We start from the raw sequence: 14,172 nt of genomic DNA on the forward strand, positions 1-14,172 counted from the left end.
CGCTGAAGCGATCGCATCAGCATGTTGCTTTCGGTGCCGTTGTCGAAGATGACGCGCAAGCGCGCATCAGTTCGGCCTTGGTCGGTCAGGGTCTGTTCGCCCATCTCGGCGACATATGCCTTTTGACCTTCTACGATGAAGAAGCGGCCTTTTTGAATTTCGGCTTTCAGTTCGAACGGGCGGGTTTCACGCTCGCCGGAATCCAGCTCACGCTGAACCTTTTCGAAAAGCGGCTTGAAAGTCTCAAAATCTGTGCAGCGTTGCCGACTGGCAATGTCGTCCACAGCTTTTCTCTCTGCGTTCGATCGGACATGCTTCAGCTGAGTGAGGGGCGATGCTTCAACCGTGATACCGAGTGCCGCAAGCAGTGCGTCATCATCCAGATCTTCAGAGATCGGCGCGAAGTTATTTCCCGTTAGCAGGCCGCCAGTGTCCAGCCCCGTGAGAAGATCGACGGCTTCGGGCAGCTCCCGCAGGCGCTGCAAACGAACAGCATAAAGCCGTTCGAAGATATCTCCATCTTCTGAATGCTGCGGGACACGTCCATGGTCGGATAGGAACTTCTGGATATCTTCGAATCCAGCGATGATCCGCTCTTCACGTGGGGTCCGTAAAGCTTGCGTCTTTTTCTCGATTTCGATGCCAAGCTCTGACAAGAGGGCATCATCTTCGTCCGTGAATGTATTAGCCATTCATCGCCTCCTGCTTCATCCGGGCAAGGAAGGCCACGCCTTCGGCCATGCGTTTCTCCCACGCGTCAGCGGAAGTCAAAGACGGAAGCCGCCCGCGTTCTTGCTTGAACTTCACGGCGCGCTTGACGAGGTCACGCGCCTCTTCCGGCGACAGTTTGATCTTCTTGGCCTCGATCACGGCGGCAACCTCTTTGAGGCTTTCTTCGCTCATGGTTTTGGCGAGGATCGCATAGGCTTCGCTGAACGGGTTGATCCGGTCGATCAGGTCAATATCGAGCTCTTTGACGCTCATAGCGAACTGGCGAACACCGTCGACAAAAGCTGTGTTTGAGGGTGCGTCCGTACCATCACCAAGAAGAGTCTTCTTGGTCTGTTGTGTGAAGTTCATCGCAGCAATCGCGTGCTGACGAACGGCCTCCTGGTCGACTTCGTCCAGCTCAGGATACTTGTCGCGCACGATCTTCCCCATCTTCACCTGGGTCAGCTCCTCCGGCACCATTTCGGCGTCAAAAAGCCCACGCTCGATCGCGGTTTTATCCTGTAGGAAGGTGGTGATGACCTCGTTCAGGTCATTCTGACAGATGCGATTTGCTTCTGGGCTCTTGGGCTGGATGAGCCCTTTGATCTCGATCTGGAAGATACCTTTTTCTTCATTGAAGCCTACGTTGCACTTGCTGTCATCGTAGCCGTTCTCGCCATAGTCGAAGCCATCCTGCGCAGTGTTTGCAGGCATCTTAGGTTTAAACTCGAACTTGGGTGTCAGCACCTGCTCCATCAGCAGGCTGGCTGCAATAGCCTTCAAGGTGTCGTTGACGGCCTCACGCACCGCCTCTTCAGACGCGTCAGGCTCTGCAATCAAGTTGGTAAAGCGGGCACGTGTTTTGCCTTTGGCGTCGCGTGTGGCACGTCCGATGATCTGAACGATCTCGGTTAGGCTGGAGCGATAGCCCACGGTCAGCGCATGTTCACACCAAATCCAGTCGAAGCCTTCCTTCGCCATGCCAAGCGCGATGATGATGTCAACATGGTCACGGTTGTTCTTTTGGGCTGGATCTTTCAGTGACGCCGAGACCTTGTCTCGCTTGGCGGTATCGTCATCCACGAGGTCCGCAATCCGCAGCACCTTCCCATCAGGACGCTTCACCAGCTGAAAACCTGTAGCAGGGTCTGTGCCTTGCCAGTCGCCTAAGGCGTCGATGATATGCTCCACTTCCCGATGCTTGTCCTTCGTGCTTTCACGCGAGTTGACATTCGGGATGTGAAGGATGGTTTTCTCGTTCGGGTCCAAAACCTTGAGTAGCTCGTCGGCGTAGGAGCCACTGTAAAAGAAATATCCGATGTCGAGGGTCTTCAGCCATGTGTAGCCGCTGAGCTGCTCGTAATAGGTGTAGGTAACAGTCTCAAAGCGCGCCTCATCTTCGGGCGACAGCACGGCTTCAGTATCACCTCGGAAATACGATCCGGTCATGGCAACCACATGTGCCTTGTCGCGTGTGATAAGCGCGCCTAGGTGTGCCCCCAACTTGTTATCTGGGTTGGCTGAGACGTGGTGGAATTCGTCCACAGCGATAAGGCGGTCATCGAATGCTTCGATGCCGAACTTGTCTACGGCGAAGCGGAAAGTTGCATGGGTGCAGACGAGGATACGATCGTCACCTTCCAAAAACTTGCCAAGCGCCCCGACTTTGCCACTGTCTCCTCCCGGAGCGTTGCACAGGTTCCAGCGCGGCTCGACTACCCAGTCCCAGTAAAAGCCAAAGTTAGACAGAGGCTCATCAGCGAAGCTGGAGCCGATCGACTTTTCCGGTACCACGATAATGGCCTGCTTCAGGCCCTGATTATGCAGTTTGTCGAGCGCGATGAACATCAGCGCCCGGCTTTTACCCGAGGCAGGTGGTGACTTGATCAGCAGGTATTGCTCGCCGCGCTTTTCATAGGCGCGCTCCTGCATCGTGCGCATTCCAAGCTCGTTGGACTTGGTGGACCTTCCATTTGCAGGATAGGAAACGGAGACAGAAGGAACCGATTTGGTCATGTGGAAATCCTGAAATCTTGCAAATAAGAAATGGCCCAAGCTGGCGGGCTGGGCCAACTGCGGAAGCCCTGAACATGCCAGCTAACACTGCCATCTCCGATCAGTCCATTTACCTCAAGGTGTCGGACAAAAGCATCATGATCATAAAGATAGGCGTCGTTACCGCTCAGGAAGCCAATGTGGATTTTCTTGCCGAGATATTTCCTGTCGATAATGAGCCGCCCTTTCAACTGGACCTTCAAGAACGTTTCGCCGTCGATGTGGATCGCGATGAAATCGGCACCCTGCCAATCATCCGTCAATCTTATGCAATTGAATCCGTAGTCTGCCATGCGAGCTGCGAACTTATGAAAATTGTAGTTCTCGCGCTGTCTGGAATTGAGGTCAGTATATGGTACACGTGCAAACATTTCAGATGTTCACCTTCGTAGTCATCTTCGTATACATATCGAAGAGTTTTTCGAGGCGTTCGGTATCGTTCTTAAAGCGGCGGCCGATGTAGATGCGCTCCAGTGTCTCGTCGTTGCGATCATGGGCAGCCCGAAGGTTCGCGGGCATCTTGCTGACGCCTTCCTTTACTTCGTAAAGTTCAGCGATAGTGGCCGGGAAATGCGCCTCGCGCGCCAGGAGGATGTCTTCGGCGCAGCGGGTCAAATCTTCGCGGTTTTTTTCGGTCAGCTTTGGAACGGGGAAGGTATGGAACGAGATTGAGGGCGTATATCTTATACCTGTCCCATGACGTCCGGACACCGCACGCACCCAAGCCAGATGCATCGTGGAAGACGCAAGTGACAACTCAAACAGTGAAAATCCATAGATGATATACGCAAGATTCGTAACCATCGTATCGGCGGTGATTAAAACTGGTGTTGTAAAGCTTCGCTCCTCAGGTGTCACAGAGGGAAAGGCCAAAGCCGGCTCATTCCTGTGGCAGTACTGTGCAAAACGATGCGGAACTGCGGCGTATCCATTGGTCGTCTTAGCTTTCGACGACTTTCTGAATGACTTCACCCGTTCTACTCGCTCCACGATAGCAGGAATTTTCGACCAAGTTGCCTGCGTATCCTCGTTTAGATGCAGCGCAAATCGGAATGTTCCACCCACTAGTTCCTTGGTTCCTAACAACGGAGCTAAAAACTCTTTAGCCGACGGATTGGCCTCCAGAAGTGCACGCCCTTCGTCAGGCGACAGAATTAGATGGCCGTCATCCCTTGCCATATTTCCCATTATCATCTTTGACAAATGCTGAGATATTGGCCGATCTGTTGATCGAACCACAACATTACCGCCTGCTGTCAAATATGGTGAAATATTTTCTACAGCTCTTCGAGTATCATCCTCATAGATGAATTTCTGCCCTTCTCCTTTCCTGCGGCCACCCACTACTACGACATAAACACCAGCGTTATCGATCGCATTATTCTGCCATTTGAATGGCGTATGCGCAAAGTGTATCTCTTGGCCTGCCGCCCACATGCGTGGCCATATGAATTGGACCTGTTCTCCCTGACAGATGGAACTTGTCGCAACGAATGAGAAATTGGCTTCTGTTTCAGAAATGAAATCAAATGCTTTTAGAAACCACCCCGCCACATAGTCAGCATCCTTGAAGTCGGCATGTCCTTTAAACGCCCCCTCAAGATCTTTTTTCTCGTATGGCTCCTGTTTTCTCGCGCCTTTGTACGGCGGATTCCCACAGATGTAGGTTTCCCCTCCTTCGTTCTCAAAATCGATCTGCGCCTGGTCAAACGGCGTCTGAAAGAGATCATCTGATTTGAGCTTAACGCCCTTTCCGGTCGGCGGGCAAATGGACAACCAATCCAGCCTGAGCGCGTTGCCGCAGGTGATCCAGTTCTGGCTGTCTAGCGGCAGGAACTCGGCCAGCGCCTCCTTCTGACCGCGATAAGTCACATCACACTGGTATTCCGCGATGATCAGCGCCAGCCGAGCGATCTCGGCTGAGAAATCCCTGATCTCGATGCCACGGAAGTTGGTCAAGGGGATGTCCGTCTTACGATCAGTCTCCCCTCGGCGGCGATTGATCTCTGCCTCGATCGCGCGCAGCTTCTTGTAAGCGATGACTAGGAAGTTGCCCGAGCCGCAGGCCGGGTCGAAGACCCGGATTTTCGCGATGCGGTTGCGCAGGTTCAAGAGCTTTCGGGAATTGTCGCCTGCATCCTCCAGCGCCGCGTTGAGATCATCGAGGAAAAGTGGGTTCAGCACCTTCAGGATGTTCGGGACGGATGTGTAGTGCATGCCGAGTGCAGAGCGCTCATCTTCGTCTGCCACTGCCTGGATCATTGAGCCGAAGATGTCGGGGTTTATCTTGGTCCAATCCAACCCGCCGATATGGCTGAGATAACGCTGCGCAATCTTGGAAAAGCGCGGCACGTCAGTCGAGCCAGAGAACAGCCCGCCGTTCACATAGGGGAAGGCATCGGCCCACCGAGGTAGATTGGCATCGGCTCGGTCTGCTAGCGGCACGTTCATTGCGCGGAAGATTTCGCTGATGATCTCATGCGTGTTGGTGCCATCACGGTTCGACATCTGCTCGATCGTGCCGGTGAACAGCCGAGATGAGGCAAAGATATCGGTGTCTTCGGCGAAGAAGCAGAAGATCAGTCGTGCCATGAAATGGTTCATATCGGGCCGCCGATCGATTTTCCCCCAGTCCGGGTTGTCCTTCAGCAACTCCATATAGAGCCGATTCAGGCGGCCGGTTGCCTTGATGTCGAAGGCACTTTCTTTGATTTGCTTGACGGTCGAGATGCCCGCGAGCGGCAGGAAAACGCCAAAGCTGTCCGGAAAATCTGGGTAGGCGCAAGCCACCGTGTCGCCGCCGATCAGATCTTCCGCTTCGAAGGTCTGCCCATCGGTTGCGAGGATGAACTTGGCCTTGTGCTTGGCCGTGGCGGGGCTGGCCTTGAGTGCCGCGAGGGTCTGAGACACCTCACCAGGCGCGCAGGTCGCGATGTGGATGTTGTTGCGTTGCAGAACGCCGCCGAGGTCCGACTTGTTGGAATCGCCTTTGCGCAGCTTCTTAATTTCCGTTTCCTTGCGGCCGAAGGCTTCAAGGAAGGCGTAGGGGAATTCTGTGGCGTCGAAGGGCGCTTCGGCGAGGTCCGAAATGGCCTGTTCAATTTCAACCGGGTTCATGGGGTCTGCCTCGTAAATGGCTGGACTTCGATCTCATCGGCACGTGCCATGACCGTTTCCAGTTCGTAATTCAGTTGCCGTTCCATCCAAGCGCGGGCGGATGTGCCGAAGGCTTTCTCCAAACGCAGGGCCATCTCCGGAGAAATACCAGATCGTCCATTGAGGAGATTGCTAAGGGTCTGCCGGTTACACCCGAGCACTTGCGCAGCCTCAGTGACGGAAAGAGCATTGGGGCCAAGGCATTCTCGCCGGACCAGGATTCCAGGATGGATCATAATATCTCCCCGTTTAGTCTGGATGTACGGTGATAATGGGCAGTTATCAATCAAACATTGAAAGCTGCTGAGGCATGACCCAATATCCGCGCTGTCGTTTGGACTTTTCTAACGCGAGCAGGGCGGCGATGGCGTGGTGCTCTTCTTCAAACCAGTCCAAGCGGACCTGACCGTCCTGTCCGATGCGACCCCATTCCCGATAAAGCGACCATTCCCCAAACAGGTTGGGCATGACGGCCATTCGATAAAACCGGGCGATGTTTTTTGCTGGATGGCGCTTTTCGAGATAGGTCTGCATGCTCAGAGGTGATGCCTCCGTGCGATCTCAAGGGCTTCAGCCTGCTCCGTGCCGATGTAATCCTTGGTGCTCTCAATGCTGGCATGTCCGAGCAGAAGTTGGGCTGCCCGCAGATTGCCGGTTTGCTGATAGATATGGGTTGGGAAGGTCCGGCGCAGGGAGTGCAGGCCGTAGAGACTGGGATCGAGACGTGCTTTTTCGAGCCAAGATTTGAACAGCCGCCAGAGCTGGCTTTCGCTGAGATGGTTGTGGGACCATCTGGGCCCCTGTCCGGTGAAGAGCCAGTCGTGCAGAGGCTTTTCGGTGGCCGCGAGATAGGCGCGCAGACTCTCCCGCGTGTTGTCGGAGAGCCGCGCCTGGACCGGGCGGGCGTTGCGATTTTCGGTTTTTTTCTGCCGGATTTCGACAATCTCGCGCACCCCAGCGGAGGTGGCGACGTCTGAGACCCGCAAGCGCACCAGATCAGAGCCCCGGAAGCTGGTGTCGAGGGCGGTATTGAACACTGCCAGATCGCGCAGCGCCTTCTCCTGGCGCAGGAGCAGCCGGATCAGGGCAACCTGATCCGGCGTGAGGGGAGGCTTTTTCCCCACCACACGCCCCTTGTTCCACGTGGTTTCTGACGTCGCTGACACGATCTATCCTTTGCAAGCTATCAGATGAATATGGCGAGAAAGCGTGCATCAGGGAAAGGAAAAACTCTCGGCCTAGAGGACTTCTCCTTATTCCATTGGGATTCTATCCACCGTCCTCATGCAAGCTTCTATCCAAAAGCTCGCATGAAGATGACGCGCACGAAGTAGCAGGGGTTGACGTATTCGGCCCATAGCAGCCGATCAGCTACCGCGGATGCTGCATTGCAGCATTCTCTAAAACGGACATTCGGTATCCGCACCCGCATCGCCTGCTGGCGGATCGGTCTGGTCGGGCGCGTGATCAATACTCTACGGGATAGAGATCCGGCGCTAAGGGTGCCGAGTGTCATCGGTGAACGGAAGAGTTGCTTTTGACGTGAGCCCGGCTGGGCTGGTGCACGACCCTAGTCCCGCACTCAAGCTGCCAGGATCCGAGCCAGAACACCGGCTCGTCCATGCGCGGCGAGGTACCCCGACCGCCTCGCAAGCGAGCTAGCAATCGTCGAGTTGGGCATGGTCCGATCAGCATTCCGAGCAGCGTGCCGTAACATAACAAACGACCGTTCGATGGTCTCGTTTAAATTGGACCTAGCTTGGCAAGGTCGGCCCATTTCGAAGATGCCGCTCCCAAACAGCCACAGAGCCCTAAAGGCAACGGCTGCCTGCTGCCTGCTGAAATCAAATGGCTGGCTCACGTAGCCCAGTCTGGCAGGATGTCAGTTCGTATAGGATCTCCTCGAAGGTCTGCTCGGTAGACCTCGGGAAAGTAGGACATCGCTTCTGAAATGGTCGGGTCTACGACACTGAGCTGGGGATTCCTCAAAGCATCTCTCATTTTATTCCAGACTGTTGCGCGTATTTGGCCGAATGCACGAGTTCTCGTCAGCATGTCATTGATAATCTGTGCGCGGCACTGACCGTCTTGAGAGTTCAGGTAGGCGTTTAAGAGTCCCGTGATGTTCTCCTGCTTGTTCAAAAAGTTCGCCCATCTGCCGTCTGCCTCTGCCCATATCGAGAACATAACTCGCAGAAGCCGGTCGAAATCGCTGTCACGCTCACCGGTCACAGGGTGAAGTATAGCGGACGACCAGTTGCTCTTGGTCCTGATCAGCTCACCGATCAGGCTTTCTCGCCTCAGTGAGGCCTCTCGGAACACCGCAGGTGTTGCCACGTCCTTCAATAGGGGATGGCGGTCTGATCGATATTCAAGATCGTCGAGGCTAATAAGCCTTCGCTCCATCCCAGTGTCTGCTTGCCAAGCCGCCCAAAGGCAGAGTGTTTGGCGTTCCAGTGAGGCCGCCACAGCGCTGTCGTCGAGGACGAAAAGATCCCCCCCTGCCTATTGTGCGATATCAGCGGTGAATGCACGAGCGACACGATCGAAGGTATACCACGGAACTAACCAAATAAGGTGAATGCCCTGGGAGAGATAATACTTGCTACGGGCGACCACCTCCGTCGCCAAACTCGGTGCGAGCTGCACCTCGACAGCAAATTTCCCTAGACCGTCGAGGTTGAACCTCACATCTGGCCATCTGCCCCTGCCTGCGCCGTTAGGAGGAAGGTAGCCATCGACGACACCGGATCCTAGCTCATATCGAGGATCTAGGCTGATCAGCTCCAACACCTGATTGCACATGCTCTTGTGGAGAGGTGATTCCTGATTCCCGGCGTAGATTGATGCCCTTACATCGTCCGGATTACGGCCCCCATCTTCGCCCCATGGGCAGGACAGACCACCTCCCTTGTAATGAGCGAAGTGTGGGCTGCGCTCAGTAGATGTGGCAGCCTTGACATGCGCCGGTTCATTGCATCCAAGGCAAAATGCCAAAGGCTCGGGCCTGGCGTGATTGATCCTGGTTCGAATGTCTTGCCAGTCTTGGCTCTGCAAGCCCGCCTGCCTGACCTCGTCGTAAACGCCAAGTCCGAGCACACGCGCTTTCCTAACTGGCATTTTCTTCCCTTCATCAAGGCCATAAGAGAGTTCAGCAGAGGAGCTCAGCCTACTGCAAGGACTACGTAATTATCCAAGGCCGGCCTCCACGATGAAGGGGGTCGGCTTATTTCTCCAGTGAGACTGATCAGAAGCAACGACGAGGACGCGTTTAGCCCGGGTTAGCCCAACATAAAACAGCCGCCGTGCTTCGTCATAGGCCTCTTGCGTCGATGTCGAGAAATGCGGGATACTGCCGTTGTTCATGCAAATCAGAGCGACACCATCAAATTCCCGCCCCTTGGAATTGTGTAGCGTAATTAGCTTTAGCGCATGTTCTGGATTGGCGAACAGGCCCATATCGGAGATGAGTAGGTTCGCTAGATCGACTTTGTTGGCCTGCATATCCGAAAGCATCTCCTCCGCCGAATCGATCAACGACTGTTTGGCGGCACCAGGCAGCCATTCTTCGCGTTCGAGATAATTTCCGGCCGAGCGGGCGATGGCGCGCAGCCAAGCGGCACCGCCGAGGTGGCGCTCGGCGAGTTCGCGAGCGAGGTAGATCAGACCAAGCGCGACCCGGCGCCCCTGATAACTGAACATGTCGTAACGCGAGTTTCCAGTGAGGTCACCGATCAGGCGAAACAGCGCCCGCTCGACACCTGGCAGTCCGATGTAGTTGCCAGCCTCGGCGCATGCCCCGAGCTGCTCGGCAAGTCCAGCGAGCAGTCGGCGTCGCCTATAGGGTCGGGCGCCCGGACCAAACACCGGCACATCGAATTCGCGAAGGGCACGGGCTACAGGGATGAGATGCGTCCACCATGGCGCGAGGATTGCGGCCTTCCCGAGAGGGATGCCGGCGTTCTGTAGGCTGGGCAGGAAGTGATCTGTGATGGCATCGATCGGCCGACCGACATTGACGTAGTTCACCTGGGCCGGGAACTGAGCCGCATTGCCCGCCGACTGCATCCCCGGAACAGTCGGGATGAGAGTCGCTGCAGTAGTGACGATCGCCGGCCCGCATCGGAAATTGCCGGTCAATGCTATATCGCGGTGCGCATTGATCTGGTCGCCGAACTGCTCTGCCAGTTCGGGGCGGGCGCCGGCAAAGCGCATGATCGACTGGTTTTGGTCGCCCACAAGGAAGAAGCGGGTTTGGAGGAAACGCTGGAGTGCCCCGAAGATGGCAATCTGAATATCAGTGGTATCCTGAAATTCGTCGATTAGCAGCCACTCGAAGCGGCTCGCTATGCCGCGTCCCACGAACGGGTGCTGCTCGAGGATTTTCCACGAGTAGTAGAGGATCATCGCAAAATCGAGATAGCCGTGGGCGCGCACCCTATCCCAATATAGAAGAGCAGAATCGGTAGTGACGATCCCAGTCTCGATTCCTTGGCCGCAAGGATGGCCACTCACATCGATACGCAGTGATTCATAGTCATCGAAAACCTGGCCCGCGGGCTTGCGCCCGAAGGCGTCCTCCACGGCCGTGACGATTTGCTCGAACAGACTGTTCTCGCGGGAGAGCACTTGGAAGCGGGTCGGCACCTCGGGAATAAGCCAACCGTAGGGACGCAGGATGAATTGCAGGCAGAAGGCGTGGATCGTAGATATTTCGCAGCGATCAGTGATCGCGTTGTTGCCATATGTGCGCAGCCGGGCTTCGATCTCGTCGACCGCAGCGTTGGTATAGGTGATGCATCCGATGAACTGTGGCGTGCGGACTAGTTGATCCGCCAAGGTCAGCAGCTTGGCGAGGATGACGCGCGTCTTGCCACTACCAGGACAGGCAGTCAGTAGAAGATTACCGTCATGGTCGACCGCTTCGCGCTGTTCTGGAGTCAATGGGATCATTCGGTAAGCCATTCATAGGCGTGCTCAATGTATACGGGCAGGTCGGTAGCGAGGTGGGCATAGCGGGCTGCGATCTGCGCGAAGCGGGCTTTGCCAAATCGCTTGGCGGTATTGAGTGTGATGCGGCCAAGTTCAACACGCAGAGCAACTTCGTCGTCCAGGTCCATTTCACCACGAGTGAGAGCGGCAAGGCCGCCCTCCATCTGCGCGAGAATCTGCGGAGCACCGAGAGCGCGCACGGTTTCGATCAGCATGGGTAAACGCCCCACCGATACGAGTTCGAGCTCAAAAGTAGTTGCGCCTAAGAATATCGACACGAATTCGCCTTCCAACGCCACTAGATCTGGGGCATCGGTTTCCGGGTCGAAGTCCTCGGCATCGGATGGCTTCATGTCGGCATCGGCCACAATGGCGCATTTCTTCTCAAGCGAGCCAGCGCGGAAAAGCTTGGCGTATACGTCAAAATGAACGCCGTGGATCGCGATAACTGAGATTCCTAGCCGCTCGAGCTTCACGCCATACACCTGCTCGATTAACGCAGGGACGAGGAACATCTCGGCCGGGCCTTCGACCAGCATAACTTTGCGAGCGTAAAGCAATGCACTCTTGGTTGCATCGAGATAGCGTTCGAGATCTGCAATCTCTGGCGTCGTCAACGTCGCGTTGAGCGCCAGATTCCCCGCTGCGATGGTCGCGTCGTCGCGTTTAGTGAGAGACACAATGCTACTCAGCGGCACCTGCGACGTCACCTGGGTGCTGTGACTGGTAAGGATGGTCTGCACACCAATCGCGCGTAACGCCGCGATCAGTGAGAATTGTAGCTGTGGATGGAGATGCGCTTCTGGCTCCTCGATCAGGATCAACTGTCCGGCCGAGCGGTTGAGTGCGATCCTCCTTTGGAGATATTCCATCAAGATAGCGATGTAGAGGATGTTGTTCATGCCGAGGCCGTTGCGACCGGGTTCAAAGGCGGTGAGCGACAGGTCCGACAGAATGATCTTCAGGTTCCGGATGATTGCGCGGAATGTGGCGGCGGAAAGACCAAGCGTTGCATCCATCTCGAAGGCGGGGCCGGACACATCCTTGAACCGAGCGTCGATCGCTGCAGCAATCTCGGCGATGGTCGCCGAGCGCGCGATCGCCTGATTGGCCTCGTCGAGGATCGCAATCAACTCGTCCTGTTCAGTCACATCGATCTCGAAGGCTTCGATCAAGCGGATGAGCGGTGACTGGCGAGGATTGCGCAAGTCATTCTCAACATCGCGGAGTGCAGGCAGGTGAACTAGAAGGTAGGATTGTAGATCCGCGAACCGCACCGACTCGCCGATTCCTTCCTCATCCCAAGCAATTTCGGTTAGGTCGATGGCCGGGTTTCCACCACCGCGTATTTCCCACTGATAGTCCTCAAGAGTTAACGTACCGGGGGTGATGTCACCACTGCGGAGCTGCTCCCGGACGGACGGGCGCGGCCGGAAGCGATAGAAAATGCGTGCTCGATCTGGAGCGGTCTTCCATGTGCTGACCAGTGCCTCTTCGTTCACCCGCCCCTCGAAGCCGGTCAGTTCAATGCCGATCAGAACCTGGCTCGGATTGGAGATGTCGACTGCGGAGTGGATATCCTCGCGCAGGAGCGCTCGGAAAGTCGATGGCAGCATATTGTCCAGGCAGATCTGGATTGCGCGAAGGATTGCAGTCTTGCCAGTATTATTTTCTCCGATGATGCAGCATAGATCATCTGCGACATTCACGTCGAGTGACGCGAACGTGCGAAAATTCTGAATCACGATTCGAGCTACCCGCATCATCTCCACCAGACTTTTGAGCAGCTAGATGATGCTGCGATATGTGATTGATCTGAGAGCGCCATCAAGACAAGGGCACTTGCCCAATTTCCAACGAATCGGGACACTTCCAAGATACTCTGCCCACTCTGCAAAAGAACTTGATCTACTACAATGTGAGGCTCATTTGGCATGAGCGGGGCGTCCGATCTTAGGCTTTCGCGCGATCGTTCTGCCTCACTGCCATCACACTGCTTTGCGCCCTCACGGTAGATCCCGCTGCGATCTCTCTGCGGTCCGCCGGAACGTCTGCTTCCATAAGGTTGCTGCTACCGCCTTGCTGCGCCGCCGTCAGGCCGGTGTCCGCCCTTTTTAGCGGTCACAGTTGCTGAACTCTGCTGACAAAACGTCTGGAACATGGGGTTACTGCCGACGTGCGACATTGATATCTCAGCGGGAAGGTCACTGCGGACGAAACCCGAGACGCGGATTTGTCTCATCGCTGGATTACTCCTTTAGCCACTGCCATTCCGTGCACAGCCAGCTGTGCCTGGAACACTGAACAGCCGAACCTGCTGCGCAGATCGTCTACCCGCTCCTCATAGCGATCCACGCCGATTGTCCGTTTCAGGTCACTTTCGTGGAAGTATCGGTTGATGAACGGGGCTGGTGCCATCAGTCGCTGCAACTGAGCGGCTTCTGGCGAGACTGACGCGGCAGCTTGCGGAGGCGGCCCCTGTCGAAACTCAGCACCGCTGCCTTTCCACTTCCGCATAAACCCCAGCAGATATCCCGCCGGCACAACCTCACGCCCACGCCGCCGATTGAACTCCCGGAAGCGATCCCAGATGTGTCGACTGTCGGCCGCGCGGCAGGGCAGGGCGGCCTTTGCCTTCCCGATCAGCGCCAGCCACCGCGCCGCCGTTTCCGGCTTTTCACGATCCACCATGATTGTTCCATGAAATACATTTTTGTTTGAATCTCTTATATAAGGCGAGATGTCAGCTGTGGTTGACACGTCATCGTCGAGATCCGGTTCATCGCAGCACCCGAACCGGAAGAGCCAGGGCGCGAACCTGCCCTTGCCGCGATGGCGCAGAAGCCGCAGCCCGGAAGTGGCCAGCTCCGTCAGCAGGCTGTGCAGATGCTGGCGCGAGACCTCCATCCGTTCAGCGAGGTCGCTCAGGGTGAATGCGGCGCTGCCATGGGGCAGGCCATTGTAGCCTTCCTTCCAGGCGACGCCGTCGAGGATCAGTGTCGCAAGCTTGTGTGCGGCGCAGGAGAGGTTTGTGTGGGTGATGCGGCGAAGGATGGCGCCAGTGGTGAGTTCCATGATCGTCGTCTCCGATACGACGCGCCAGGATCACAGCAATACATCACCATCGCATGCAATATGACATTATTGGTTGCGCAACCTCAAAGGATGGGTTAGAACACTCTGGCTAGGTGAGTGTTCTTTGAGGTTTTGGTGTTGGACCTTTGGTCTGGCGTCGTCTTCAAAAAGGGGATCGAACGT

Annotated in this window: 11 protein-coding genes and 1 pseudogene; all 12 read right to left on the reverse strand. The window is 55.9% G+C overall.

Translation table 11 applies throughout. The features are described from left to right. Positions 1-692, reverse strand: a pseudogene (locus tag H0485_RS16550) (GIY-YIG nuclease family protein); the annotation flags it as partial. After that, on the reverse strand, positions 685-2,727 hold the full coding sequence (locus H0485_RS16555) for a DEAD/DEAH box helicase (protein WP_226937065.1): 2,043 nt from the start codon (positions 2,725-2,727) through the stop codon (positions 685-687). The gene H0485_RS16555 and the pseudogene H0485_RS16550, both read right to left, overlap by 8 nt. Continuing rightward, positions 2,724-3,137 (reverse strand): hypothetical protein, encoded by a 414-nt coding sequence (locus tag H0485_RS16560; RefSeq protein ID WP_226937066.1) that lies wholly within the window; start codon positions 3,135-3,137, stop codon positions 2,724-2,726. Before H0485_RS16560 ends, H0485_RS16555 begins: the two co-directional genes overlap by 4 nt. A 1-nt stretch (position 3,138) precedes the next feature. Continuing rightward, positions 3,139-5,883: a class I SAM-dependent DNA methyltransferase gene (locus H0485_RS16565; protein WP_226937067.1), complete on the reverse strand. Its 2,745-nt coding sequence runs from the start codon at positions 5,881-5,883 to the stop codon at positions 3,139-3,141. Beyond that, on the reverse strand, positions 5,880-6,158 hold the full coding sequence (locus tag H0485_RS16570; protein ID WP_226937068.1) for a HigA family addiction module antitoxin: 279 nt from the start codon (positions 6,156-6,158) through the stop codon (positions 5,880-5,882). The genes H0485_RS16565 and H0485_RS16570 overlap by 4 nt, the downstream gene beginning before the upstream one ends. Before the next feature lie 46 nt (positions 6,159-6,204). Beyond that, positions 6,205-6,456 (reverse strand): WGR domain-containing protein, encoded by a 252-nt coding sequence (locus tag H0485_RS16575; protein WP_226937069.1) that lies wholly within the window; start codon positions 6,454-6,456, stop codon positions 6,205-6,207. 2 nt (positions 6,457-6,458) lie between these two features. After that, positions 6,459-7,088, reverse strand: coding sequence for a tyrosine-type recombinase/integrase (locus H0485_RS16580; protein WP_226937070.1), 630 nt, complete (start codon positions 7,086-7,088; stop codon positions 6,459-6,461). Between the two features lie 691 nt (positions 7,089-7,779). Next, positions 7,780-8,328 carry a hypothetical protein gene (locus H0485_RS16585; protein ID WP_226937071.1) on the reverse strand — a complete coding sequence of 183 codons (549 nt, stop codon included), beginning with the start codon at positions 8,326-8,328 and terminating at the stop codon, positions 7,780-7,782. A gap of 99 nt (positions 8,329-8,427) precedes the next feature. Next, on the reverse strand, positions 8,428-9,042 hold the full coding sequence (locus H0485_RS22125) for a competence protein CoiA family protein (protein ID WP_494338140.1): 615 nt from the start codon (positions 9,040-9,042) through the stop codon (positions 8,428-8,430). 69 nt (positions 9,043-9,111) lie between these two features. Continuing rightward, a complete protein-coding gene (locus H0485_RS16590; RefSeq protein ID WP_226937072.1) occupies positions 9,112-10,875 on the reverse strand; it encodes a UvrD-helicase domain-containing protein in 1,764 nt (587 codons plus the stop codon). Then, positions 10,872-12,680, reverse strand: coding sequence for an ATP-dependent nuclease (locus H0485_RS16595; RefSeq protein ID WP_226937073.1), 1,809 nt, complete (start codon positions 12,678-12,680; stop codon positions 10,872-10,874). Before H0485_RS16595 ends, H0485_RS16590 begins: the two co-directional genes overlap by 4 nt. A gap of 472 nt (positions 12,681-13,152) precedes the next feature. Next, entirely contained in the window at positions 13,153-13,989 is an 837-nt protein-coding gene (locus H0485_RS16600; protein ID WP_226937074.1) for a hypothetical protein, read from the reverse strand. Between the last annotated feature and the right edge of the window lie 183 nt (positions 13,990-14,172).

The organism is Pseudogemmobacter faecipullorum (genome assembly GCF_020539525.1).
In the GTDB taxonomy this organism is placed as follows: Bacteria; Pseudomonadota; Alphaproteobacteria; order Rhodobacterales; family Rhodobacteraceae; genus Pseudogemmobacter; species Pseudogemmobacter faecipullorum.